The 24,633-nt window shown below is 62.2% G+C and carries 16 protein-coding genes, 2 tRNA genes, 2 rRNA genes and 3 pseudogenes (1 of these 23 cut by a window edge); 12 read left to right on the plus strand and 11 right to left on the minus strand.

All coding sequences use genetic code 11. The features are described 5' to 3' along the window. The 4 genes from QM699_RS16195 to QM699_RS16210 all read left to right on the plus strand — a co-directional run. Nucleotides 1-68 (plus strand) — tRNA-Ala (locus QM699_RS16195); it begins 8 nt to the left of the window's first position. Between the two features lie 450 nt (nt 69-518). After that, nucleotides 519-3,410: ribosomal RNA gene (locus tag QM699_RS16200) — 23S ribosomal RNA — on the plus strand. Nucleotides 3,411-3,549: 139 nt separating this feature from the next. Continuing rightward, nucleotides 3,550-3,664 (plus strand): 5S ribosomal RNA (rrf, locus tag QM699_RS16205). A 121-nt stretch (nt 3,665-3,785) separates the two neighbouring features. After that, nucleotides 3,786-3,862 (plus strand) — tRNA-Met (locus QM699_RS16210). Here the strand turns inward: QM699_RS16210 and QM699_RS16215 are convergent. Next, nucleotides 3,819-5,615, minus strand: coding sequence for a recombinase family protein (locus tag QM699_RS16215; RefSeq protein WP_415012779.1), 1,797 nt, complete (start codon nt 5,613-5,615; stop codon nt 3,819-3,821). The two genes, QM699_RS16210 and QM699_RS16215, sit on opposite strands and share 44 nt — an antisense overlap. Between QM699_RS16215 and QM699_RS16220 the strand changes: the two genes are divergently transcribed. After that, on the plus strand, nt 5,538-5,900 hold the full coding sequence (locus QM699_RS16220) for a hypothetical protein (protein WP_415012085.1): 363 nt from the start codon (nt 5,538-5,540) through the stop codon (nt 5,898-5,900). The genes QM699_RS16215 and QM699_RS16220 overlap by 78 nt on opposite strands. A gap of 281 nt (nt 5,901-6,181) precedes the next feature. On the opposite strand, the gene QM699_RS16225 is transcribed toward QM699_RS16220, so the two are convergent. Both QM699_RS16225 and QM699_RS16230 read right to left on the minus strand, forming a co-directional pair. After that, a complete protein-coding gene (locus QM699_RS16225; protein ID WP_415012086.1) occupies nt 6,182-6,553 on the minus strand; it encodes a hypothetical protein in 372 nt (123 codons plus the stop codon). After that, nucleotides 6,550-7,202, minus strand: a pseudogene (locus tag QM699_RS16230) (hypothetical protein). The gene QM699_RS16225 and the pseudogene QM699_RS16230 overlap by 4 nt, the downstream one beginning before the upstream one ends. Nucleotides 7,203-7,339: 137 nt before the next feature. Between QM699_RS16230 and QM699_RS16235 the strand changes: the two are divergent. The 3 genes from QM699_RS16235 to QM699_RS16245 all read left to right on the plus strand — a co-directional run bounded on the left by QM699_RS16235 (nt 7,340) and on the right by QM699_RS16245 (nt 9,693). Beyond that, nucleotides 7,340-8,005: a glutathione S-transferase family protein gene (locus tag QM699_RS16235; RefSeq protein ID WP_415012087.1), complete on the plus strand. Its 666-nt coding sequence runs from the start codon at nt 7,340-7,342 to the stop codon at nt 8,003-8,005. A 239-nt stretch (nt 8,006-8,244) separates the two neighbouring features. Further along, entirely contained in the window at nt 8,245-8,457 is a 213-nt protein-coding gene (locus tag QM699_RS16240; RefSeq protein WP_415012088.1) for a hypothetical protein, read from the plus strand. Between the two features lie 178 nt (nt 8,458-8,635). Further along, nucleotides 8,636-9,693 (plus strand): IS630 family transposase gene (locus tag QM699_RS16245; protein WP_415009400.1). Its coding sequence is split into 2 segments (ribosomal slippage): nt 8,636-9,116 and nt 9,116-9,693, totalling 1,059 coding nucleotides; the frame shifts between segments, so codons are not numbered across the junction. Between the two features lie 16 nt (nt 9,694-9,709). Here the strand turns inward: QM699_RS16245 and QM699_RS16250 are convergent. Further along, nucleotides 9,710-10,861: a serine hydrolase domain-containing protein gene (locus QM699_RS16250; RefSeq protein WP_415012089.1), complete on the minus strand. Its 1,152-nt coding sequence runs from the start codon at nt 10,859-10,861 to the stop codon at nt 9,710-9,712. A 66-nt stretch (nt 10,862-10,927) separates the two neighbouring features. Here QM699_RS16250 and QM699_RS16255 point away from each other — a divergent pair, with 66 nt between their 5' ends. Then, a complete protein-coding gene (locus tag QM699_RS16255; protein WP_415012090.1) occupies nt 10,928-11,557 on the plus strand; it encodes a TetR/AcrR family transcriptional regulator in 630 nt (209 codons plus the stop codon). Between the two features lie 16 nt (nt 11,558-11,573). Here the strand turns inward: QM699_RS16255 and QM699_RS16260 are convergent, their stop codons facing one another. The 5 genes and pseudogenes from QM699_RS16260 to QM699_RS16280 form a co-directional block, all read right to left on the minus strand. Then, entirely contained in the window at nt 11,574-12,170 is a 597-nt protein-coding gene (locus QM699_RS16260; RefSeq protein ID WP_415012091.1) for an aldo/keto reductase, read from the minus strand. Between the two features lie 135 nt (nt 12,171-12,305). Then, on the minus strand, nt 12,306-13,037 hold the full coding sequence (gene istB / locus QM699_RS16265) for an IS21-like element helper ATPase IstB (protein ID WP_415009310.1): 732 nt from the start codon (nt 13,035-13,037) through the stop codon (nt 12,306-12,308). Nucleotides 13,038-13,042: 5 nt separating this feature from the next. Further along, nucleotides 13,043-14,535: pseudogene (istA, locus tag QM699_RS16270) on the minus strand (IS21 family transposase); the annotation flags it as partial. Between the two features lie 95 nt (nt 14,536-14,630). Continuing rightward, a complete protein-coding gene (locus tag QM699_RS16275; protein ID WP_415012092.1) occupies nt 14,631-15,104 on the minus strand; it encodes an aldo/keto reductase in 474 nt (157 codons plus the stop codon). 10 nt (nt 15,105-15,114) lie between these two features. Next, nucleotides 15,115-16,296 (minus strand): MFS transporter, encoded by a 1,182-nt coding sequence (locus tag QM699_RS16280; protein WP_415012093.1) that lies wholly within the window; start codon nt 16,294-16,296, stop codon nt 15,115-15,117. A gap of 105 nt (nt 16,297-16,401) precedes the next feature. On the opposite strand from QM699_RS16280, the gene QM699_RS16285 reads away from it, so the two are divergent. The 3 genes and pseudogenes from QM699_RS16285 (at nt 16,402) to QM699_RS16295 (ending at nt 18,807) form a co-directional block, all read left to right on the plus strand. Then, entirely contained in the window at nt 16,402-17,307 is a 906-nt protein-coding gene (locus QM699_RS16285; protein WP_415012094.1) for a LysR family transcriptional regulator, read from the plus strand. A gap of 31 nt (nt 17,308-17,338) precedes the next feature. Beyond that, nucleotides 17,339-17,542: pseudogene (locus QM699_RS16290) on the plus strand (conjugal transfer protein TraG); the annotation flags it as partial. 152 nt (nt 17,543-17,694) lie between these two features. After that, entirely contained in the window at nt 17,695-18,807 is a 1,113-nt protein-coding gene (locus QM699_RS16295; protein WP_415012095.1) for a Fic family protein, read from the plus strand. Between the two features lie 355 nt (nt 18,808-19,162). Here the strand turns inward: QM699_RS16295 and QM699_RS16300 are convergent, their stop codons facing one another. Together QM699_RS16300 and QM699_RS16305 are read right to left on the minus strand one after the other, a co-directional pair. After that, a complete protein-coding gene (locus QM699_RS16300; RefSeq protein ID WP_415012096.1) occupies nt 19,163-24,364 on the minus strand; it encodes a DEAD/DEAH box helicase in 5,202 nt (1,733 codons plus the stop codon). Further along, nucleotides 24,361-24,558: a helix-turn-helix domain-containing protein gene (locus QM699_RS16305; RefSeq protein ID WP_415012097.1), complete on the minus strand. Its 198-nt coding sequence runs from the start codon at nt 24,556-24,558 to the stop codon at nt 24,361-24,363. The genes QM699_RS16300 and QM699_RS16305 overlap by 4 nt, the downstream gene beginning before the upstream one ends. Between the last annotated feature and the right edge of the window lie 75 nt (nt 24,559-24,633).

A 24,633-nucleotide genomic window follows, 5' to 3' on the forward strand; every position in this document is an offset into this window, starting at 1 on the left:
AGCTCAGCTGGGAGAGCGCGTGCTTTGCAAGCATGAGGTCATCGGTTCGATCCCGATAGGCTCCACCAACCTTCGGTTGGTTCCGCCTATCGAGCCTTTGGTTGCGCGCCTTTGGCGCGACAGGCTCCACCAGCGCCTTTTGCGGCGAAGCCGCAAAACCCGCGAGACGATCTGATTGGCAGGTTCATCGGCTGATGAGCCTTCCTGTCCGATCGACGATCGCGACATTCAACTGACATCGTGAAGAGAGCAATACACGAGACGCTGTTCGGGCGCCTGCCAAGTGGGGCGGGAGCCGCGCAGTCGGCCGCGAGGCCGTCTGCAACGACAGCAGTCTTTCCAAGTCAAATGACACTGACCGTGGATCCTGTCTGGCCGTCGAGGCCGTTCAGGGTTCGCGAGCCGCGGCGCCTCTCTGCCGAGGGAGCGCCGTCGGGTCAACGACTTCCGACCAGATCGGGACGCGGGTTGAGGGATGAACCACCCTCGCGCAAAAGGGCCTGTCGTCTTCTGGATCGGATCAAGCGCGATAAGGGCGTTTGGTGGATGCCTTGGCAGCAAGAGGCGATGAAGGACGTGGCACTCTGCGATAAGCCCGGGGGAGGCGAGAGCACCCTTTGATCCCGGGATGTCCGAATGGGGAAACCCACCTGACAGTCTTCGATTATGAGAAGCCGGAGCGGACCTGCGCACAGCAGGGAAACTCCGACATGGCTTCTGATGATCGGAGGTTGAACCAGGTACTTTTGACCTGAACACATAGGGTTAAAAGAGCGAACCCGGGGAACTGAAACATCTCAGTACCCGGAGGAAAGGAAATCAACCGATACTCCGCTAGTAGTGGCGAGCGAACGCGGACCAGCCGAGCCTTGAGAGTTAGCAGAACCAGTTGGGAAGCTGGGCGATATGGGTGACAGCCCCGTATGCGACAACTCGATGGGACACATTAAGTAGGGCGGGACACGTGCAATCCTGTCTGAAGATCGGGGGACCACCCTCGAAGGCTAAGTACTCCTTGCTGACCGATAGCGAACCAGTACCGTGAGGGAAAGGTGAAAAGCACCCCGACAAGGGGAGTGAAACAGTCCCTGAAACCGGACGCCTACAAACAGTCGGAGCCTGCGACGATCTTCGGATCGATGACGGGTGACGGCGTACCTTTTGTATAATGGGTCAACGACTTGGTCTTACTAGCAAGCTTAAGCCGCTAGGCGTAGGCGCAGCGAAAGCGAGTCTTAATAGGGCGAATGAGTTAGTAGGATCAGACCCGAAACCGAGTGATCTAGGCATGTCCAGGATGAAGGTGCAGTAACATGCACTGGAGGTCCGAACCCACACCTGTTGAAAAAGGTCGGGATGAGGTGTGCCTAGGGGTGAAAGGCCAATCAAACTCGGAGATAGCTGGTTCTCCGCGAAATCTATTTAGGTAGAGCGTCGGACGAATACCCTCGGGGGTAGAGCACTGCATGGGCTATGGGGACTCACCGTCTTACTGATCCTAAGCAAACTCCGAATACCGAGGCGTACTATCCGGCAGACACACGGCGGGTGCTAACGTCCGTCGTGAAGAGGGAAACAACCCTGACCTGCAGCTAAGGCCCCCAATTCGTGGCTAAGTGGGAAAGCATGTGAGACGACCAAAACAACCAGGATGTTGGCTTAGAAGCAGCCATCATTTAAAGAAAGCGTAACAGCTCACTGGTCTAGACAAGTTGTCTTGCGGCGAAGATGTAACGGGGCTCAAGCCACGAGCCGAAGCTCAGGGTGCACCTTACGGTGCGCGGTAGCGGAGCGTTCTGTCTATGCAGACCCTGCCTCTTAGCATCCCCCTCGGGGAGTGCGCGGAGGCATGGGTCTCGGCGATGAAGCCGGCCTGTGAGGGACCGGTGGAGCATTCAGAAGCGAGAATGTTGACATGAGTAGCGACAAAGCGGGTGAGAGACCCGCTCGCCGAAAGTCCAAGGGTTCCTGCTTAAAGCTAATCTGAGCAGGGTGAGCCGACCCCTAAGGCGAGGCCGAAAGGCGTAGTCGATGGGAACCGGGTTAATATTCCCGGGCCAGGAGGAAGTGACGGATCGCAAAGCTTGTCGTCCCTTAACGGATTGGGACGGCCTGTCAGCGGTTCCTGGAAATAGCCCTCCATGAGATCGTACCCTAAACCGACACAGGTGGACTGGTAGAGCATACCAAGGCGCTTGAGAGAACTACGTTGAAGGAACTCGGCAAAATGCCTCCGTAACTTCGGGAGAAGGAGGCCCCGTTGGCGCGCAAGCGTTGGCGGGGGGCACAAACCAGGGGGTGGCGACTGTTTACTAAAAACACAGGACTCTGCGAAGCCCAAAGGCGACGTATAGGGTCTGACGCCTGCCCGGTGCCGGAAGGTTAAAAGGAGGGGTGCAAGCTCCGAATTGAAGCCCCGGTAAACGGCGGCCGTAACTATAACGGTCCTAAGGTAGCGAAATTCCTTGTCGGGTAAGTTCCGACCTGCACGAATGGCGTAACGACTTCCCCGCTGTCTCCAACGTAGACTCAGCGAAATTGAACTCCCCGTGAAGATGCGGGGTTCCCGCGGTCAGACGGAAAGACCCCGTGCACCTTTACTACAGCTTCACACTGGCATCAGGCCAGGCATGTGCAGGATAGGTGGCAGGCTTTGAAGCGGGGACGCCAGTTCCCGGGGAGCCTCCCTTGAGATACCACCCTTGCCTTGCCTGATGTCTAACCGCGGACCGTCATCCGGTTCCGGGACCCTGTGTGGCGGGTAGTTTGACTGGGGCGGTCGCCTCCCAAAGAGTAACGGAGGCGCGCGATGGTGGGCTCAGGTTGGTCGGAAATCAACCGTCGAGTGCAATGGCATAAGCCCGCCTGACTGCGAGACTGACAAGTCGAGCAGAGACGAAAGTCGGCCATAGTGATCCGGTGGTCCCACGTGGGAGGGCCATCGCTCAACGGATAAAAGGTACGCCGGGGATAACAGGCTGATACTGCCCAAGAGTCCATATCGACGGCAGTGTTTGGCACCTCGATGTCGGCTCATCACATCCTGGGGCTGGAGAAGGTCCCAAGGGTACGGCTGTTCGCCGTTTAAAGTGGTACGTGAGCTGGGTTTAGAACGTCGTGAGACAGTTCGGTCCCTATCTGCCGTGGGTGTCGGAGACTTGAGAGGAGTTGCCCCTAGTACGAGAGGACCGGGGTGAACGCACCACTGGTGGACCTGTTGTCGTGCCAACGGCAGTGCAGGGTAGCTATGTGCGGACAGGATAACCGCTGAAGGCATCTAAGCGGGAAGCCCCCCTCAAAACCAGGTCTCCCTTGAGGGCCGTGGAAGACCACCACGTCGATAGGCCGGAGGTATAAGTGCAGCAATGCATTCAGCTGACCGGTACTAATCGCCCGATAGGCTTCATCCGATCCGGAAGACGGCAGGACCGTCCTCCAAACCGGAAGTCGAAGAACCCGAGTGTCGCTGGCAACGCCAGCAAAAGACGAACGAAAGACGTCTCGTGTATCCCGAAACCCGGCTCCGCCGGACTTCGTGGGCTTTCCAGGTTTGGTGGCAACAGCGCGAGTGAAACACCCGATCCCATCCCGAACTCGGCCGTTAAGCACCGCCGCGCCGATGGTACTGCGTCCCAAGACGCGGGAGAGTAGGTCACCGCCAAACCTGTAAAGCCCACGAAAAACGCTCTCGACACGAACAGAACCGCCGGCTGTCAGGCCAGAACCCGACAAACCGGTGAAAACCATCCGCCTATGCCAAAATCGGCACACGGCAAAGACCTTGGCGCGGGGTGGAGCAGCCCGGTAGCTCGTCAGGCTCATAACCTGAAGGCCGCAGGTTCAAATCCTGCCCCCGCAACCAACGATACTTGCGAAACCTCCGCCGACACCGTCGCGGAGGTTTTTTGCTGTTCAGAACCATTCCGCAGTGATCGTCTGTTGCGCGTCCCCGCAACCAACGATCCCGGCGATGCGTCCTCTTCCAAGGGAGGGGTCCCATCGTCATCGCCATTTCGCAAAGATCGTCTGTTGCGCACTCCCGCAACCAACGATCCTTGCGAAAGCAGATTGTCCAAAGCCTCGGCCTCCGAAAGGAAGTCGGGGTTTTTCTTGCCCGCAGCAAAGCGCAGGATCGCACCGAGGTCGCCGCGAAGGACGATGGCCAGTTCGCCGTTGTCGGGCATAAGCGTGACCTGATCGACCAGTGAGCGGAAGGTCTCGGCGGCATTCACGCGACCGTCCTCGTCTTGCAGATGCTCGTAAAGCTGCCCGATCCGCCGGGAATAAAGCGCCGCCATGTTCGGATGGAGCAGGGGCGGAGGCACGTCGGCATTGGCCAGCTTCTCCGTCAGCTCGGCTTTGCGGGCTTCCAGCTTCTCGGATTTGTCTTTCAGCTTCGACAGAGGGAAGCCTTGCATGATCGCATCGACGATCTTGTCGAGTTCCCGGTCGATGCGCTGGAGTTCGTGCTTCCATCCCTCAAGGTCGGCGCCGCGCTCGATGCGCAGCCGGTTCACCTCTTTGGTGAACTCGTCGCAGAACTCCTTGAACAGGGCCGGTTCCATCAGGTGTCGGCGCAGGCCGTTCAGGATCGAGGCTTCCAGCGCATCGCGGCGAATGTTCAGCCGATTGTCGCAGGTGCCCTTGTTGCGCGCCGTCAAGCAGCCGAGCAGATCCTTGGAGATCATGGAATAGCCGCCACCACAGCGGCCGCATTTCACGAGCCCGGCAAAGAGATGCTTCGGCCTCCGGCGATCATTCATGAAGTTGGTCGTTTTCTCTGCTCCCGGCCCATAGGAAAGCTGGTTCTGGCGTTCCTTCACTGCATCCCAGACATCCTGATCCACGAGGCGAAGGTCGGGAACATCCTGCGTCACCCATTCGCTGTCCGGGTTCAGCCGCGACACACGCCGGCCCGTGTCGGGGTCTTTGATGTAGCGCAGCCGGTTCCAGATCAGCCTGCCGATATAAAGCTCGTTGTTCAGGATGCCCGTGCCGCGCTTCGGATTGCCGTGAATGGTCGATGGTCCCCATTCGCTGCCTTGCGGACCAGCGATGCCCCGGCGGTTGAGGTCCATCGCGATCGTGCGGGAGGATTTGCCGTCGAGGTAGTCTGCGAAGATGCGGCGGACAACGGCTGCCTCGGCTTCGTTGATTGTGCGATCGCCCCGCACTGCCTCGCCACGGTCATCGAACTTCTTCACGACGTCATAGCCATAGCAGAGCCCACCGCCCGACTTTCCGTCCTCGACCCGACCGCGCAGACCGCGACGGGTCTTGTCGGCCAGGTCCTTCAGGAACAGCGCGTTCATCGTCCCCTTGAGGCCGACATGGAGATGGGTGATCTCCCCCTCTGAAAGGGTGAACATCTTCACGTCGGCATAGGTCATCCGCTTGAAAATTCCGGCGATGTCCTCTTGGTCGCGTGACAGCCGATCCATGGCTTCGGCCATGATCATATCGAAGCGGCCGCGGGAAGAGTCGGTGATCAGCGCCTGGATACCGGACCGCAGGATCATGCTGGCGCCTGAGATGGCGTGATCGGTATATTCCTCCACCACCGTCCAGCCTTCCTTCTCGGCGCGCAGGCGGCACAGGCGCAACTGGTCGGCGATGGAAGCATCGCGCTGGTTGTCGGAGGAATAGCGGGCGTAGAGTGCGACTCTCATGCGAGGGCCTCCTTAATCAGGGAGGCGGTCGCGCGGCTGTCGGGCCGTCTCCTGTTGGACGAAATCGCGTGCAGCCTGGCGTGCGAGCTGGCGGACAAGATCGACGAGGCGGGGGGCCGGTTCGCGGGCCTCGGCAACACGCGCGACGGCTTCAGCACTGGTCTGGGCGACCAGGCGAAGCGCAGTAGCGGTGGTTTGTCGTTGCCGAGCCATTCCCGTCCCATATCCTGAAGAGCCTCCGATAAGACTACATAGGAATTCCAACAGGTTACAGAGAAGCGCCCGGCGGGATTTGGGATATGATCGGCGGTGGATTGAGACAATGGCGTAGTCCTGCGCAGCATGGCGTCGCGAAAATACTGGTGCGACACTTGTGCGAATTTGCGGCTCGCCAAGAGAATTGAACGTCTGCTCGCACAGCGCGACGTTCCAGCCATGTCCTGATGGCAATGTAACCCGGAGGCGGCATCCGTGGCAATAGAGGAGGGAGGAGTCGGCCCCGATGAGCACGACTAGTCCCGAGACTGGTTTGCCCTGTAGAAGCCGTCATCAAGCCTAGGCGTATCCCAGTTCCGTGTTGCGCCAGTCCAGCGATCGACATAGCGCTGAAACTCCGGGTCGCTGAGACGGAGTTGGAAGGTATAGAGCCGGTTGACGACCTGACGCATCAGGTCGCGCATTTCGCTGTCGTCGATCCGCGAGACCTCGGTCCAGGTAGTGCGGTTGCCTTCCGCATCGACGACAAAAACGTCGGAGAAGTCCCCGGTTCTGCTCACAGGCCCCCGACCCGCGTGTATGTCTTCCAGCATGGTGTTGCGAACGCAAATCATCGCCATGGCCTTGGCGAGCTTTGCCGCTGCTCGCTCTTCATCCTTACGTCTCATCCGCCGCTCCTGTTCTGTTCCTGCAAGCCCGGCAGCCCGAGGCTGAGCTGCCGGACGGCTGGTTCGTCTCCTTGCACCTCCAGTGAGGATAGCGTGACGCCGAGGAGGCGTATGCCCTTTTCGACCGGGAACAGGGGCTCCAGCAGTGCCGCGGCGATGCCGGCCAGTTCCCCGGCGCCGTGCAGGCCCCTGCCGATGGTCCGGCTGCGGGTGATCTGCTGGAAATCGGCGTATTTCACCTTCAGCGTCACCGTGCGGCCGGTCAGACCCTGGCCTCGCAGCTTCGCCAGACCTTGGCCGCCAGCGCCGCGATTTCGGCCCTTGCCGGAGAGGGGGTGAAGATGTCCTCGGCAAAGGTGTCCTCCGCGCCGATGGATTTGCGCTCCCGGTGCGGTTCGACCGGGCGATTGTCGATGCCGCGCGAGATGCGGTAATACCAGTCGCCGGACTTCCCGAAATGCTCGCGCAGGAACTCCGCCGACTTCTCGCGCAGGTCTGCGCCGGTGAGGATGTCCAGCTGCTCCATCTTTGCCGCTGCGGCCGGGCCGACACCATGGAATTTCTTGACCGGCAGCTCGGCCACGAATCGCGGCCCGCGCGCCGGGGTGATCACCGCCTGGCCATTGGGCTTGTTCAGATCGCTGGCCATCTCGGCGAGGAACTTGCCGTAGCTGATCCCGGCCGAGGCGTTGAGGCCCGTCACCTCCTCGATCTGGTCCCGGATGACGGATGTCGGTATAAGAACGACTAGTAATGCACCGCGATTTCATCCCGTGGGAGAGCAACATGCCTACGATCACAGCATTCAGAGCCTCGCCCGACAAAGGCGTAGGGCTGGCGCGGGACATGAGTGTCCGGTGGGTGCTGGAAGAGGCGGGTCAGCCTTACGATGCGCGGCTGCTAACGTTTGAAGAGATGAAGCAACCGGCGCACCTCGCGCTTCAGCCATTTGGACAGATACCGACTTTTGAAGATGACGGTATCGCCCTGTTCGAGTCGGGGGCCATTGTCCTTCATGTCGCGCAACGTCATGATGGCCTTCTGCCAGAAGGCGAAGCTGCGCGCGCCAAGGCGATAAGCTGGATGTTCGCAGCGCTGAACACTGTCGAGGCACCAATCGTGGAACTCGATTACGTGAGATACTTCGAAGCGGACAAGAGCTGGCAGGCAGAGCGCTTCGCCATAGTGGGCAAGCGTATCAGGACGCGGCTGGACCAACTCGCCACCGCATTTAGAGACGCGCCATGGTTGGTCGGCTCTTTCAGCGCTGCCGACATTCTGATGGTCCAGGTGATCCGCAGGCTGGAAGGCTCGGGGATACTCGAAGACTATCAGGTATTCATGGATTACATCGCCCGCGCCAAAGCTCGGCCCGCCTACAAGCGCGCATTTCTGGCCCAATACGAGGTTTTTCAGAATGCAACTCCTCATGAAAGCGGACACTCTGGTTAAGCGCTCATGCGGCAGCTTTCTTCCCGCATAGCGAACGACTAGTCGGGGAAAGGGGAGAAAGCCTTCCCCCTGGCCGACGCCAAGGTCGCCGGCACACCCCCTTCTGCGGGGAGACCCCGCAACGCCCCCATGGCAGGCGATCGTCCCGCGCGATCTTCAAAGCATGAGATGCCCGAGAAGAAGAAGGCGACCGAATGCGATTCCTGTTTCCTCATAGTCACGCCTTTCGGAAGGGCCGCGTGACCATCGACGATGACGGGCAAGCCGCGCCCGACTGCCTGGTCGAGTTCGGCGATGGCGTCACCGTCATCGCGGAGTGGCACGCCGAGGGCGATGCCATCCGTATCGCCGTTCCCGACTATCGCACCGCGCGCGGGACGCTGGTCACGGCACGGACCTGGCGGCTCGCCAAGGGCAAGGACGGCAACTGGCGCTCGGAGCGCGTGGCCTGATTGGAAAGCCTGTCTGAACCGGATGCGACGTGAGGCTCGTCGGCGCGGACGTGGTGCTCGGGCAAAGCACGGCGCCTGAAATCTTAGAGTAATACCAGCGCGCATAGGTCCTGACTCACGCGGGGGATTCCCCTGAGGGCGTTGTCGTGATTCATCATGGAGAACGAAGGGGTTTTCCATGGCGGCAGCGATCGGGCTTCGGGGTGATCTGGATGGTGACGATCTTCGCCGGCTGGCGCGGGACAGCCGGGATGCGAAGCAGGTGCGTCGGCTGCTGGCGCTGGCGGTGATCGCGGAGGGCGGCACGCGGACGGAGGCGGCGCGGGTCGGCGGGGTCGGGCTGCAGATCGTGCGGGACTGGGTGCTGCGGTTCAACGCGGAAGGCCCGTCGGGGCTGATCGACCGGCATGCCCCCGGCAAGGCGCCGACACTGACGGCAGAGCATCGGGCGGCGCTGGCGCAGGTGGTGGAGGCGGGACCTGAGCCCTGGCGCGACGGGGTGGTGCGCTGGCGGCGGATCGACCTGGTGCAGTGGCTCTGGGAGGCGTTCCGGGTGTCGGTGAGCGAGGCGACGGTGGGACGGGAACTCCGGGCGCTCGGCTTCCGCAAGCTTTCGGCGCGGCCGCGGCACTACGCCCAGGATCCGGAGGCGGCGGCGGCTTTCAAAAAAGTCTCCCGGAGCGCGTGGCGGAGGTCCGCGCCGCGCATCCCGGCAAGCGCATAGAACTCTGGTTCCAGGACGAAGCGCGGATCGGGCAGAAGAACAAGCTCACCCGAAGATGGGCGCGGCGGGGCGCCCGACCGCGGGCGCCGCACGACCAGCGCACCGCCTGGGCCTACATCTTCGGCGCGATCTGCCCGGCCGAGGGCAAGGGCGCCGGCATCGTCATGCCGTTCTGCGACACGCCGGCGATGCAGACGCACCTCGCGGAGATCAGCACCGCGGTGGCGCCGGGCGCCCACGCCATCCTCATCCTCGACCAGGCCGGCTGGCACCTCGCCCGCGCCCTCATCGTGCCGAAGAACATCACCATCCTGCCGCTGCCGCCCCGCTCGCCCGAGCTGAACCCGGTCGAGAACATCTGGCAGTTCATGCGCGACAACTGGCTCTCGAACCGGGTCTTCAAGGGCTACGACGACATCGTCGCCCACTGCTGCGCCGCTTGGAACGACCTCGTCGACCAACCCTGGCGCATCCGATCCATCGGCCGTCGGGACTGGGCGCAAGGGTTCTGATCAATGCGGGTTGGTATTATCCATAGACAGCGTTCCTGACGTCGATGGGGAAAGCACCCCCAATGCCTTCAAAGGCCGTGTTGGTGAGTGCCACAACGGAGATGCCGTTCTGACGGTCCATAAACCAATAGTGGCCATAGGCCCCGCCCCATTGCAGGGTTCCTGCCGCCTGCGGCGTGCCCGTTGGCAAAGGATCGTCCAGCACCGCCCAGCCGTAGCCGAAACCCCAACCCGGCCCCTGCGTTTCTGCTTGGGCACCGACCTGATCCTTGACCATGGATTCGACGGTGCCGGCCGTGAGGATCGGTGCGCCGCCCGCGCGGATTGCCTCTAGAAAACGCAATATGTCCTTAGCCGTGCCCGCCATGCCTGCGCCACCCGAGGGGTAGGATCGGGCGTCGAAAATGCGGGACGGGGCGAAGATCGCGGCCAGCCCTTCAAGCCCCCGCTGTGCGACCGCGATACCATCCGTCATTGCCACCGGCTCTGGATCGCCGTCCGCATACGCCTTGGCGAGCCGCGACACGTCGCGGATTGAGAAATCCGTATCCTCAAGACCCAGCGGGGCCGTCACCTTCTCCCGCACAATGTCCGGCAGACTCCGACCTTCAACCTTCTCCAGAACGCCGCCAAGCACATCCATCCCGAGCGAATAGAGCCAGCTCGTGCCCGGTGCGAAATTCAAGGGGGCGGCTGCGAGACGGGAAAGATTCTCTTCGAGCGACAGGCCGGGCTGATCTAGGCCATCGGAGACATTCAGCTTGTGATAGGGGCCGTCTGCTGGTTCGAGAAGGCCGTAACCCAGCCCTGACGTATGCAGGAGCAAGTGACGAATGGTGATCTCCGGCTTAGTCCCGTTCGTCAGGGTGGGGCAGAAGTCCGGCAGCCATCGCGTGACAGGAGCGTCAAGGTCTAGCCGCCCTTCCTCCACGAGCCGCATAGCCGCGGCCGTCACGAAGGGTTTGGTGACGGAGGCGAGAAGGAAAATTGCATCCTCACGCATCGGAGTGCGGGCTTCGCGATCCGAGTAGCCCGCAGCGCGATGATGGATGATCTCTCCGTTATGGGCAGCCAGCACAACGGTTCCGACGACACGCTTCTCGGCTAGGGCCTTGTCTATGGCCGCGTCGATGCGGACGGGCGCACTCGAAAAATCTGGGAGACTCATGTGGGATAGTCCTCTATAATCACAATGACCGTTCCCGAATATCTCACCTCGAAGGATATTTCTAGAGTGATCGATGTGAAAAATAAGGAAGATGTGCCGCGCCGTCGCGGACGGCCGCCCGCCTTCGACCGCGATGAGGTTCTGGCGAAGGCGACGGAAACTTTCTGGCGGCTCGGCTATGAAGGCGCGTCCATCGCCGAGCTGACGGCGGCCATGGGGATCACGCCGCAAAGCCTCTATGCGGCGTTTACATCGAAGGCCGATCTGCATCGCGAGGCGCTGGCTTGGTATCAGGCCCATATCGGAGCCTCGGCGACGCGCGCCTTCGAAGACCGAGACGTGGTAACGGCGCTGGCCGGAGTGCTTCGCGAATCCGCACACGAGTTTACTCGGCCCGACCGACCTCATGGCTGCATGATCTCGACGGCCGTGCTGACCTGCGCGGTGGAGAACGAGCCGGTCGCTCGTCATGTCTCCAGCCTGCGCAACACCACGCTCGATCTGCTGAAAGCGCGGATCGAGCGTGGCATCGCCGAGGGGCAGTTGAAGCAAGCCACCGACGCAGCAGCGCTTGCGCGCTTCGTCGGTGCGATGATTCAGGGCATGTCGGTGCAGGCGCAGGACGGCGCGTCCAAAGTCGCCCTCTCGGCTATGGCGGACCTTGCGGTAGCGGAGATCGAGCGTCATCGCGTCTAAAGACACGCCTGTCCATCTATCCCACCATCGGTGGATTGAGGCGGGCGAAACCCTCCTGCCGGCGATATGGGAAATGGGGATAGGGCGCGGTGACGGCGCTGGCCTCGTCCAGCTTTGCGACCTGCTCGGGTGTCAGGCTCCAGCCGATAGCGCCGAGGTTCTGGCGAAGCTGGTCCTCGTTGCGCGCACCGATGATGACCGAGGAAACGGTTGGACGTTGCAGCAGCCAGTTGAGGGCAATCTGCGGAACGGTCTTGCCGGTTTCCTCTGCCACGGCGTCGAGCGCATCGACCACGCGATAGAGGTGTTCGTCGTCCACGGGCGGGCCGAAGCTCGCGGTTTCGTGGAGACGACTACCTTCGGGCAGCGGTGTGCCGCGCCGGATTTTCCCGGTAAGCCGGCCCCATCCGAGCGGACTCCAGACCATCGCCCCAAGGCCCTGATCTTCGCCCAGCGGCATCAAATCCCATTCGTAGTCGCGCCCGACCAGCGAATAATAGACCTGATTGGCGACATAGCGAGGCCAGCCATAACGGTCGGCGACGGCCAGCGATTTCATGATCTGCCAGCCGGAGAAGTTGGAAACGCCGACATAGCGGACCTTGCCTGTCAATCGGCGCGGGATCGGGACCCCTGATCGGCTTCCAATAGGGACCCCCGTCGGCGAGGAGCGGGACCCGGCCCGGCGCAGCGGTGCGGGTGGCGGAGACGGGCCGGTTCCCGCTCCGGTGAGGCGGTGAGGGTGGGGTCAGGCGCGGTTTTTGAAGCGCCAGCTCTCGTTGCCGGTCTCGACGATGTCGCAGTGGTGGGTGAGGCGGTCGAGCAGCGCGGTGGTCATCTTCGGATCGCCGAAGACGGCGGGCCATTCGCCGAAGGCGAGGTTGGTGGTGACGACGACCGAGGTCTGCTCGTAGAGCCGGCTGACGAGATGGAAGAGGAGCTGGCCGCCGGCCTGGGCGAAGGGGAGGTAGCCGAGCTCGTCGAGGACGACCAGGTCCATGCGGCAGAGGTGGTCGGCGAGGCGGCCCTGGCGGCCGGCGCGGGCCTCGGCCTCGAGCTTGTTGACGAGGTCGACGACGTTGAAGAAGCGGCCCCTGGCGCCGCCGCGGATGCAGGCGCGGGCGATGCCGACGGCGAGGTGGGTCTTGCCGGTGCCGGTGCCGCCGACCAGGACCAGATTGCGCTGCTGCGCGAGGAAGCCGCCGCCGGCGAGGTCGCGCACCAGGGTCTCGTTGATCGGCGTGGCGTCGAAGACGAACTCGTCGATCTCCTTGGCCATCGGCAGCCGGGCGATGGCGATCTGGTACTTGATCGAGCGGGCCTGCTTCTCGGAGAGCTCGGCGGTCAGCAGGTCGCTGACCACCCGCTGCGGCTCGTGCTGGCGCTTCACCGCCGAAGCGACGATCTCGTCGTAGGCCGCCCGCATGCCGAAGAGCTTGAGCTCGCCCATCGTGGTCATGATCGCGCTGCGCTCCATCATCCGCTCGCCCTCCTGAGGCTGTCGTAGCGGGCGCAGTCGGCCGCGGGCTCGTGCCGCAGCCGCAGCGCCTCGGGGGTCATGATCGTCGCCGGCGGGCCGGGGTCCCGGCGCCGGGACAGGATGTTGAGGATGACGTCCGCCGAGTGGACGCCCTCCCTCAGCGCCTCGGCGCAGGCGGCCTCGACCGCCGGCAGGCCGTCGGTCAGCACGGCGCCGAGCACCTCGACCATCTGCCGGTCGCCGTCGGGCGCGGACTTCAGCTTGCGGCGCACCCGCTCGAGCGCGCCGGGCAGCACCCAGTCCTGAAAGGGCGCGCCGTTCCTGAGCGCGCCGGGTTTGCGCGCCAGAACGGGGACATAGTGCCAGGGGTCGTAGACGGTCTGGCCGCGGCCGAAGACGCGAGAGTGTTGCCCGACGATCCGCCCGTCCTGCCGCAGCTCGATGCGATCGGCATAGGCGCGAACCTCGACCGGCCGGCCGACCGCGCTCGCCATCACCGAGTATTTGTTGTTGTCGAAGCGAACGAGGCAGGTCTTCGACGGCGAGACCGGCGTCGCATGGAAGCCGTCGAACGGGCCGGCATAAGGCACGAGGCTCGGCCGCTCGGTCTCGAACATCTGCCAGATCGTCCTGTCTCGGACCTCCGGATGCGGCTGCGCCTTCGCCCAGGCGACGCAGCGATCGACGAGCCAGGCGTTCAGCTCCTCATAGCTCCGGACCCGCACCCGCGGCGAGAAGAACCGCTGCCGCACCGTCCCGACCTGGTTCTCGACCTGGCCCTTCTCCCAGCCCGACGCCGGCGTGCAGGCGACCGGCTCGACCAGGTAGTGCCCGCACATCTGCTGGAAGCGCCGGTTGTAGTCCCGCGCCTTGCCGACCAGGATCGCGTCCACCGCGGTCTTCATGTTGTCGTAGATGCCCCGGGTGCAGGCCCCCCGGAAGAAGGCGAAGGCGCGGTCGTGGGCGTCGAACACCATCTCCTGGCTCTCGCGCGGATAGGCCCGCACGAACAGCATCCGGCTGTGGCAAAGCCGGACCTGCGCCACCTTCACCGTCACCGTGGCGCCGGCGATCAGCACCACCTCGTGGCTCCAGTCGAACTGGTAGGCCTCGCCGGGCGCGAAGCTCAGCGGCACGAACGCCGCCGCCGTCGCCGCGGCCCGCTCGCGCTGCCAGCCGGCCGCGTACCGCCGCACCGCGTCGTAGCCGCCCTCGTAGCCGAGACCGCGCAGCTCCTCGAACACCCGGATCAGCGTCAGCCGCGCCCGGCTCGCGCGGCCCGCATTCTCCGCCAGCAGCCGGTCGAGCTCGCCCGCCAAGGCCCGATCTTCGGCTGCGGCTGCACGCTTCGCTCGTAGACGAACGCCGTCTCGCCGCCTCGAACCACCTTGCGGACGACCTTCCGCGAGACCTTCAGCTCACGGCAGATCTCCTTGATCGCCTTCTTCTGGACGAAATAGGCCCGCCGGATCTTGGCGATCGTCTCCACAACCAGCATCCCAATCTCGGCTCCCGATCATCCCTCGGGAGCACTGTGGACCCACTCGCAAAAGGGGTCCCTTTTGGAAGCCGATCACCCCGTAAGCGGGGTCCTTATTCCACGCCGATCCACACCTTGCCGGCGCGAACGAGGGTATCGAGTGTCGAAAGCACTTCCTCGACCGGCGTGCTGGCGTCGAAGGCGTGGAGCTGCAACAGGTCGATATAGTCGGTCTGGAGGCGGCGTAGCGCATCCTCGACGGCGCGGATCAGCCGGAAGCGCGAGGAACCGGCGTCATTCGGTCCGTCGCCCATCGGCAGGCTGGTCTTGGTCGAGATCAGCACCGCATCGCGTCGGCCCTTGATCGCTTCGCCAAGCACTTCCTCGGAAGCACGGTCTGAATAGACGTCTGCCGTGTCGAACAGGTTCACACCGGCCTCTAGGCAAATATCTACGAGGCGGCGGGCTTCCGTGGCGTCCGAATTACCCCAATTGCTGAACAGCGGGCCGGAACCGCCGAAGGTGCCGGCGCCGAAGCTGAGGCCCGGCACCTTGAGGCCGGATTTGCCGAGTGGTCGATAGTCCATGGGATACTCCTTAGTGAACGGGATTGCAGGAAGAGCTGAGGGCCGCGCCCTTGCTCGCCCGGACGGCGATCAACGCGGTGGCGATGGCGAGAAGCGGGAACAGCGCGGCCGTGATCGGCACCACGACAAGGCCCGGCCCATGGTCGATGACCATGCCGCCCGCCCATGCGCCGATGGCGTTGCCGAGGTTGAAGGCCCCGATGTTGAAGCTTGATGCGAGACTCTGGCCTGCGCCTTCGGCCTTGGACAGCACCCACATCTGCAAGGGTGCGACGGTGGCGAAGCCCGCCGCGCCAAGCAGGCCGGTGAAGACGATGGCCGCAATCTGGTTGCCGAAAGCAAAGGCCATCAGACCGAGGATGACGGCAAGCATCGCCAGAGTGCCAAGGATGGCGCGGACCAGGTTGCGGTCGGCCAGCTTGCCGCCCAACAGATTGCCCGCGACCAGTCCGCCGCCGAAAACCAGCAGGATCGGCGAGACGGCGCTTTCGTCGAAACCGCTGATTTGGGTGAGCAACGGCGCGATATAGGTGAAGACGGCAAAGACGCCGGCATAGCCGAGCACGGTGGTCAGCAGGCCGAGCAAGACCGGGCGACGGGCAATGGCGCGCAGGTCGGCCCGCCAGTCTGAGGCTTCGGGCGGCAATCGGTCCTGCGGCACCAGTGCGGCAAGGACGGCAAGCGCGACCAGCCCCACCAGCGTCACGGCCCAGAACGTCGCGCGCCAGCCGTAGTGCTGGCCGAGCCATGTGCCGAAGGGCACGCCGAGCACGGTCGCGACCGTGAGGCCCGTGAACATGATGGCGATAGCCGAGGCGCGCTTGTCCTCCGGGACAAGGCCGGTCGCGACCACCGCCCCAACGCCGAAGAACGTGCCATGCGTCAACGCGGTCAACACGCGCGCCGCCATAAGCCAACCGTATGTCGGCGCGAGCGCGCAGGCGGCGTTGCCGATGACGAAGATGACCATCAGCCCGACCAGCACGTTCTTGCGCCGCCAGCGAGCGGTCAGCGCGGTCAGGAGCGGTGCGCCGATGGTGACGCCGATGGCATAGCCGGAAATCAACAGACCGGCGGCGGCGATGGTGACGTTCAGTTCCCGGCCGACCTCCAGCAAGAGGCCCATGATGACAAATTCGGTGACGCCGATGCCGAAGGCCCCGGCCGTCAGGGCATAGAGCGCCAGCGGCATGATGCGATCTCGATCTTCATTCGGAACAGTTCCGAGGAAGATAGACGTTCGACACTCGATGAAATAGATTGCGCAAAGGAATATCACTTATGAGATGAAGTCACTATGGCGCGACTTGAGGTCAACCGATCCGGCGAGATGGAAGTGTTCGTTCGCGTGGTCGAGTTGGGAGGGTTCTCGCCCGCTGCGAGGGTCGCTCGCATGACGCCTTCGGCGGTCAGCAAGCTGATCGCGCGGCTGGAAACGCGCCTCGGCGCAAGACTGCTGAACCGTTCAACCCGGCAGTTGCAACTCACCCCCGAAGGCTGCGCCTTCTACGAACGGGCGACGCGCATTCTCGCCGATCTGGAGGATGCCGAGCGGGTAGCAAGCGTCGGCGAGCAAGCGGTGGGGCGCGTGCGCGTCAACACCAGCGCCTCCTACTTCAACCATGTCCTCGCCCCGGCACTGCCGGCGTTTCTCGCGCTGCATCCCGGCGTCACGCTCGACATTGTGCAAACCGACGCGGTGGTCGATCTTCTGGCCGAGCGCACCGATGTTGCTGTCCGCGCCGGGCCGCTGAAAAGCTCCAGCCTTGTCGCCCGCAAGCTCGGCGAGACGGCGCTGATGATCGTTGCCGCACCGTCCTATCTGGAACGGTGTGGCGAGCCGCGTTCCATCGCCGATCTCGACGGGCACAATCGCCTCGGTTTTGGCTATGCCCGCGCCGTCGACGGCTGGCCGCTGCGGGAGAACGGGGAAACCATCGTCGTGCCAGCGACGGGCCGCGTGCAGGCAAGCGATGGCGAAGGGCTTCGGCATCTGGCGCTCGCCGGCGCGGGTCTTACTCGTCTGGCCGCCTTCACCGTGCGCGAGGACATTGCCGCTGGCCGACTCGTGCCGGTCCTCGGCAAGCTCGATACGGGTGAACGCGAGGCGTTTCACGCCGTGCATGTCGGTCAGGGTGGTCCACTGCCCTCGCGCGTCCGTGCGCTGCTCGATTTTCTGGCGGAGCATGGAAGGGTGTCCTGATCTGCGTCGGCCTGTGCAGAACACCCCGACGAACTCCCTCTCCGATCCGACGCGCTCGGTTGATTCGACGTTGCGGCCGATGATGAAGACCGCCCATCTCGGCGAATCCGGGCCGCACCCCATGGTTGCCAGTGCCGCTCGCGAGCGGCTCAACTAATCCGACAACGAGCAATCGGGCGTGCTTTCCACCGCTATCTCGCTCCTCGGCCTCTGCCGCGATCCCGTCATCGTCGATGCGGTGAGAATATAGGTGAGCACCGGACAAGGCAGGTGATCTGATGCGATGGCCGCGGCGAAAAGGCTCCATAATCACCGCGAGATTTGCGGGGATTTTCATTGCCCATGCGGCGATTGCCGGCCATAATCACCGCATAAGGAGCGGTAGTTATGACCTATATCCATCAGCGAGCGGAATGGCCCGCCTTCACATGGGCGGCTGACAGTATCAGCACGACCCTGGCCGCGGTTCGCCACAGGCAGGGCCGTCTGGTTGGGCGGATGGAGGCGCTCGGCTTCGATCTTCAAGCCGAAGCCGTCCTCCAGACGCTGACGGAGGACGTTCTGAAGTCCAGCGAGATCGAGGGCGAGAGCCTCGACAGGCAGCAGGTGCGTTCCTCCATCGCCCGACGCCTCGGCATGGAGATCGGCGCGCTTGCGCCGGTCGATCGCGATGTCGAGGGTGTGGTCGAGATGATGCTGGATGCGACGCAGAACCATGCGGCGCCGCTGACCGCGGAGCGGCTTTTCGGCTGGCACGCCGCGCTGTTTCCAACGGGGCGCAGCGGCATGACCCGGATCGCCGTCGGCGCATGGCGCCCCCCGGAGGCCGGGCCGATGCAGGTCGTCTCCGGCCCCTATGGCCGTGAGAAGGTCCATTTCGAAGCGCCGGACGCGAAGCGATTGCCGGGCGAGATGGCCGCCTTCCTGGACTGGTTCGAGCGGCGGGACGCGACGGACCCGGTCCTCCGCGCCGCCATCGCCCATCTGTGGTTCGTGACGATCCACCCGTTCGAGGACGGGAATGGCCGTATCGCCCGCGCTATCGCCGATATGGCTCTGGCTCGTTCTGAGGGGAGTTCGCAGCGCTTCTACAGCATGTCGGCCCAGATCCGGCGTGAACGGGCCGAATACTACGCGATGCTGGAAGGAACGCAGAAGGGCGGGCTGGACATCACCGGCTGGCTCAACTGGTTCCTGCGCTGCCTGGACCGGGCCTTCGACGGCACCGAAGAGGTTCTGGGCCAGGTCCTGCGCAAGGCACGCTTCTGGGAGGCCGTGGCGGGCGAGACCTTCGGCGAGCGCCAGCGCGCAGTGATCAACCGGCTGCTGGATGGCTTTGAGGGAAAGCTGACATCCTCGAAATGGGCCAAGCTCACCAAGGTCTCCACCGACACGGCGCTGCGCGACATTACGGATCTTGTTGATCGTGGCCTGCTTGAGAAAGAGGAGGGCGGAGGCCGCAGCACCAGCTACAGGCTGGTTGAGCGGGGGCAGGGCTGAAGGCTGAGCGTTGCCCCAGTCCAATTCAGGCCGTTTGAAGCTCAAGGAGCAGTCAAAGATCGGTTTTCAAAGCTAAAATAATACGTTACGCTAAGCGGCAAGCTTCGGGATCTGGCTTTCGACCAATCGCAAGTATCGTTGGTGGCGTGCCCCCGCAACCATTTCTGTCATAAGTCTCTAGAAATCGAAGTGTGACAACAGCTTGCACCGAAATCGGCGAACCACACAAAGCCCCGGGCGCGAAAGCGTCGGGGCTTCTGTTGTTCACTCACGGCTTGCAACTCGAATCCCTTGCTTCCGGCAGCAGACGTGCGTGCTGTAACGGCAGAGGGCGATGGGGGCTGGGCTGCGCCGATCACGACAAATCTCCCAGCGGCGGGAGTGACCTCACGATCTTCATGGTCTCCAGGCTGACGGTAATGACGCGTTGGAACAGCCGCAGCGGATAGGCTGGGTCGCCGGCCGTTTCGATGGCATAGCGATTGGCGTCGTTGACGATGCCGCTGGCTTTGTCCTTTTTCACGCATTGACGTTCCATCACCCATTCGAGCGCAGGCTTACCGTTAACAACATAGTCGTATGCCTCAAGCGGGATACCGCTGATCGTGATATTGGCATTGTAGATCACGGTGGATTTATCGAGCTTCGGGCGCTTGCCCGCGAATTTCATCTGCTCCACCCGATAGAATCGCTCGGGATCAAGGGGCGGCACAAGCGATGTGTCGCCGCGTATGAAGGTGACGGGGTAGGGCTCCACCTGCTCGAAGTTCACATGCAGCGCCGCCAGTGCATGCCCTGCCCTGGAAAAAGCCCAGAAATCAGCAGCGGCCTTGACGCGGGGAATGCGCGGCAATTGCTTCGAGAGGTTATCGGCGAAACGGGTGCGATAGTCCTCTGAGTGGAGCAAGCCATAAATGTAATAGAACAGGTCTTTCTTGGTGATCGCCTCACCGGGATAGGCGGCCTGGAAATGGGCCAGACCTTGATCGGTGATCGCGTCGCGGCGAACGAGGCGGGGCTGAGAAACTTCTTTTTCAAACAGGTCGGCCTGCTTGTCGCTCATTTCCCGTCCTCCGTTTCGTAGAGGAACAGCGGAAAGCACTGGCTGCCGTCGATGTCCACCATATGGAGGCTTGGCAGCGCGTTGGTCATCAGGACGGAGAAGCCGACCTTCTGGCCCCCACCCGACGCGCAAATCACCAGATTTTTCTCTTGACATTCCGTCAATGTCAGGCAGCCATTCTCCGCTCCGCTCCGCTCCGCTCCGCTCCGCTCCGCTCCGCTCCGCTCCGCTCCGCTCCGCTCCGCTCCGCTCTATTTCTGTGTCCAACCCATAGAGATATTCCGGGAAACATTGCGTCCCGCCATCGGTTTGCAGTTCTGGGATGCTCTTGGTCATCAGTGCAAACTGACTGCCTTCATGCTGACGTTGCTTGACTATGATGACGTTGTTTTCCGCCTCGGCATCGCCCATCGGGAAGATGCGCGGCATTTGATAAACTCGTTCGTTGAAGGTCCGGTTGTAATAGAGCCACTGGTGAGTAAACGGCCGATAGAGGCTCGACACGATATTCGACTGATCAAAAGTGTGCGTGTTGTTTCGGACAATCTCTGTTTTCAAACCGTCTGACCAACTGATTTTGGTCGGGTTGGTGTCAATGAAACCGCCTATAGCCGCATCACGCGCCCTGCGGTCGGCATGGGGGTGGGTTGCGTTGAAGCGATCCAGTTCAGCATTATAGAAGTCGATCATGGCGCACATATTCGATGCTACGGCTTGGGGGCTGGCGTTGAAGCACCAGACGTCCCTCTGGCTTTTCAGCCCACTGGAATAGTTCGCAAATAGCGCCGTTGCGCCCTTTGTGTCCTTGTCACCCATCGCGATGAAGGTGTCGAAATTCTTGTCTCGCTGGCCCAGCCAGTCGCCATATTCGTCCGGGGTGATGGACTCCCAGCCACTGGCTGCGGTGATACCTCCAACGCTGCCGAACCGGGCAACGATAGACAGCTTTTCCTCACGGGTGAGATAATCGCCGATGTCGTGAAAATGGATGCGCCCCTGTTCGGCAGCATTGGGGTTCTTCACCAAAAGGGTGATGGCAACGGGGGTGCGGCTGCCGGAGCCGAAAATCTTGCCTCCCTCACGCTTCGACCGTTCGCCCGATGTCCGCTGATTGCCGCGTAGGTGGAACACATAGATGTTGGCGAACTCCTCTACCGCGCATTGGCGCAAGCCGTCCGCCGTGTTCGCATCCAACCAGCCCGCGTTGGAGACATAGGCGACAACGCCAGCATCACCGATACGGTCGCTGGCCCAGCGGATGGCGCGAATATAGCTGTCGTAAAGGGCGTTCTTATTAGTGGCACCGGAGCGGGCGGCGTAGGTGTCGCGGATACGCTGGTCCAGCTTGGGATACTCGATATTGGCGGCATTGTCGTTGGCGCTGCCTTGCCCTACGGAATAGGGCGGATTGCCGACGATCACGCGAATATCCAGCTCCTTTTGCCGGGTGCGACGATTGCTGTTATCCGCCATTAGATCGCTGATAAGGTCGCGTTCTTGTTCGTAAAGCTGGAAGGTGTCGGTGAGACAAATCCCCTCGAACGGCACATAGTCGCCGCCAGCCACGCCGTGGTAGGCCGCCTCGATGTTGATGGCCGCGATGTAATAGGCGAGCAGCACGAGTTCGTTGGCGTGAATCTCGTTGCGGTATTTGTGTTCCAGCTCCTCCGGCCTGATGAGGCCGGATTGCAGCAGGCGGGTGATGAAGGTGCCAGTGCCGGCGAACGGGTCAAGGATATGGACGCCCCGGCTACCGAGAGTCTGGCCGAACTCCGATTGCAGCACCTCGTTGACGGAATGGATGATGAAATCCACCACCTCGACCGGCGTATAGACAATGCCCAGCCGGTCGGTCAGCTTGGGGAAGGCATTGCGGAAAAACTTGTCGTATAGCTCGACGACAATTTTCTGCTTGGCGGTCGCGCTGTCGATGCCTTCGGCCCGGCGTTTCACACTGGCGTAGAATTGGGCGAGGCTTTCGGCTTCCTTCGCCAAATTATGTTCGTTGAGTGCAACCAACACAGCCTGCATCGCTTGCGATACCGGATTGGCTTCGGCGAAGCTGTATCCGTCGAATAGAGCGTCAAAGACAGGTCGAGTAATAAGGTGCTGCGCCAACATCTCGATGGCTTCGGGTTCCGTGATGCTATCGTTCAGGTCATCCCTGATTTCTCCAAGGAACGTCTCGAAGGCGGCGCGCTCTGAAGTTTCCGGCTTTACGACAAGGGAGGTGATGCGGGTGATATGCGTCTGGGCGATCTTGGCGATGTCGGTCGCCCAATCCTCCCAATAATCACGCCGCCCGCATTTCCTGACGATCTTGGCCATGATGGCCTTCGAGAACTCGTCAAAAACGAACGCACCCTGGGCAGGAGTGGTTGGCTTGATGTCACCCGGCTCATGGTTGTCATCCCCCCCGGCGGCGCTGCCGTGACCGATGTTGGATTTTCCACCTGCACTGTCTTTCTTGGTGGGGAGTTTGTTGCTGATGGCGATAACCTCGATGTGGTCCGACACGTCCACACCAAGGTCTGCCTTGTTGATCATCGCGTCGAATCGCTCGTCATGGGAGCGCAGCGCGTTCAGAATTTGCCAGACGACACGATAGCGTTCGTTGTCGTTCAAGGCCTCTTCAGGTGTTACACCAGCGGGGACACCGATGGGCAGGATGACGTAGCCCATGTTTTTACCCGGTGCGCGCCGCATGACGCGACCGACCGATTGCACCACGTCGATCTGCGATTTGCGTGGGTGCATGAACAGGATGGCATCAAGCGCCGGAACATCCACGCCTTCGGACAGGCAGCGTGCATTGGTGAGGATGCGGCAGGCATGATCGCCATGTTCCTCTTTCAGCCAGTCCAGTAGGCGATTGCGGGCTTTGGCGTTGAACGTGCCATCCACATGCTCAAGCTGACATTCCAGCGGCTTCGCATCGCCTTCGGCTTCCTTGCCCTCATCTGACGCCAGGTATTCCGCGATAACGGCGGCAAATTCGTTCTGCACCAGCTTCGATGTGGCGATGTCCTTGCAGAAGGCAAGCGCCCGGTGCATCGGCTCCGGGTCGGTCAGCAGCTCGCCTTTCAGGCCATGCTTGGTCAACGCCTTGTAGCAACCAATGATCTTGGTCGCGTCGTCGAGCTTGAGTTCCGCGCCTTCCTTGAGGCGGTTCTGAACGCCGCCGCTCACCATCTGCTCGTCCACGGCGAGGACCAGCACCTTGTAGTCGGTGAGCAACTTGTTCTCGACCGCCCAGCCGAAGCCCCGCGCGAACAGGGTCTCGCCATACAGGGTTTCGTCATCCATAGAGCAAAGGACTGCTGACGCTTCGCTCGCCTTGCTCTTCACCACATCGCCGAACACACGGGGCGTAGCGGTCATGTAGAGGCGCTTTTTGCCCGCGATGAAATCCTGATTGTGGATTTTGACGAAATTGCTTTCGTCCTCGCCTTCGAGCGTCGCACCCGTGGTCCGGTGCGCCTCATCGCAGATGATAAGGTCGAACGCGGGCAGGCCGTGCTTGTGCTGCGCGTCAGAAATGACCTGAATCGACTGGTAGGTGGAGAACACGACCATCATCCGGTCGGGCGCGGGTTGTGCGGCCTTCTGCGCCAGCTTCGCCGGATTGGTCGTCGCCGGATAATCAAGGTCGTGAACCTCGATTTCGGCGATGTCGGAATCCGATTTGCGGCGCTTGCCGACCTGAACATCGGAACAAACCGCGAAAGCCCGTATGGGCGTGGCGGTGTCAATCGTCCATTCCCGGACGGTCTGGCTCATCAGGGCCAGCGACGGCACTAGGAACAGGACCGTCTTTCCCGCGCCCGCCATGTCCTCGGCGATCTTAAGGCCCGTGTAGGTCTTGCCGGTGCCGCAAGCCATGATGAGCTTGCCGCGATCCGCGTCCGTCAAGCCGGCACGGACGGCCTCAAGCGCGTGTTTCTGGTGGGGGCGGATTTCCTTGGGTTTGGCAAGCTTCACCTCGTCGCGGAGAAGATAGGCCGACCAGTCGATGGGGCTGCCTTCGAGACGATCCAGACCAATCCGCGAAACGGGCTTGTCCTGCTCGTCAAGCGCGGTTGCGGCGTTGGTGCTCCACGGCGCGTCGGTCGTGTCGATGATCAGGCGGCGACTGAACTGGCGCTTGCCGGATGCGGTAAAGAAGCTGTCGATGTCGGCTTTCTGGACGCGGTAGCCTTCGCGGTAGAATTTGCACTGGATGGCACAGAAGGAGTCTTCTCCGCGAATCTTGGCAACAGCGTCGATTCCGGTGTCGCGCCCGTCCATGCCATGCGTGGCAGCCCATTCGGAAAAGAGCCAGGCATCCTCATACTCCTGCGCCATACCGTGGTCGTTCTTGATGAAATCGACCGCCAGCCGCTCGAAGTAGTTGCCCTTCTCGCGTTCGCTGCGGGCGGAGTCCCGGTATTGGCTAAGGAGATTGCGAAGGCTGCCCGCCTCGTGAGCGAGTGATTTGGCGTGGTGCTGGATCATCGCTCCCGATTGCCCTTTTGTTGTTCTTCTACCTTGTGTTTGATCCAGCTTGCGATGACCTGCCGCTCGAAGCGCCACGACCCGCCGACCTTGAAGCCGGGAATCTCGCCCGAGAGGGCGAGCTTGTAGGCAGTCTTCTCGTTGAGCTTGAGAAGTTCCGCCACTTGCCGGATCGTTAAGATTTCGTCGGCCATGTTCCCGCCGTGGATCACACCCAGCGAAGCATATATAGAAGATCAGAGAAAATTCGAGAAGATAGTGTCCCGTCC

The organism is Amaricoccus sp. (assembly GCF_047602525.1).
GTDB lineage: Bacteria > Pseudomonadota > Alphaproteobacteria > Rhodobacterales > Rhodobacteraceae > Amaricoccus.

Coding starts and splice junctions, on each gene's coding strand:
- QM699_RS16250 (WP_415012089.1), bottom strand. CDS start 10,861: ATGAGTCTCCCAGATTTTTCGAGTGCGCCCGTCCGCATCGACGCGGCC.
- QM699_RS16295 (WP_415012095.1), top strand. CDS start 17,695: ATGACCTATATCCATCAGCGAGCGGAATGGCCCGCCTTCACATGGGCG.
- QM699_RS16280 (WP_415012093.1), bottom strand. CDS start 16,296: ATGCCGCTGGCGCTCTATGCCCTGACGGCCGGGGCCTTCGGCATCGGC.
- QM699_RS16225 (WP_415012086.1), bottom strand. CDS start 6,553: ATGAGACGTAAGGATGAAGAGCGAGCAGCGGCAAAGCTCGCCAAGGCC.
- QM699_RS16235 (WP_415012087.1), top strand. CDS start 7,340: ATGCCTACGATCACAGCATTCAGAGCCTCGCCCGACAAAGGCGTAGGG.
- QM699_RS16285 (WP_415012094.1), top strand. CDS start 16,402: ATGGCGCGACTTGAGGTCAACCGATCCGGCGAGATGGAAGTGTTCGTT.
- istB (WP_415009310.1), bottom strand. CDS start 13,037: ATGATGGAGCGCAGCGCGATCATGACCACGATGGGCGAGCTCAAGCTC.
- QM699_RS16275 (WP_415012092.1), bottom strand. CDS start 15,104: ATGGACTATCGACCACTCGGCAAATCCGGCCTCAAGGTGCCGGGCCTC.
- QM699_RS16300 (WP_415012096.1), bottom strand. CDS start 24,364: ATGATCCAGCACCACGCCAAATCACTCGCTCACGAGGCGGGCAGCCTT.
- QM699_RS16305 (WP_415012097.1), bottom strand. CDS start 24,558: ATGGCCGACGAAATCTTAACGATCCGGCAAGTGGCGGAACTTCTCAAG.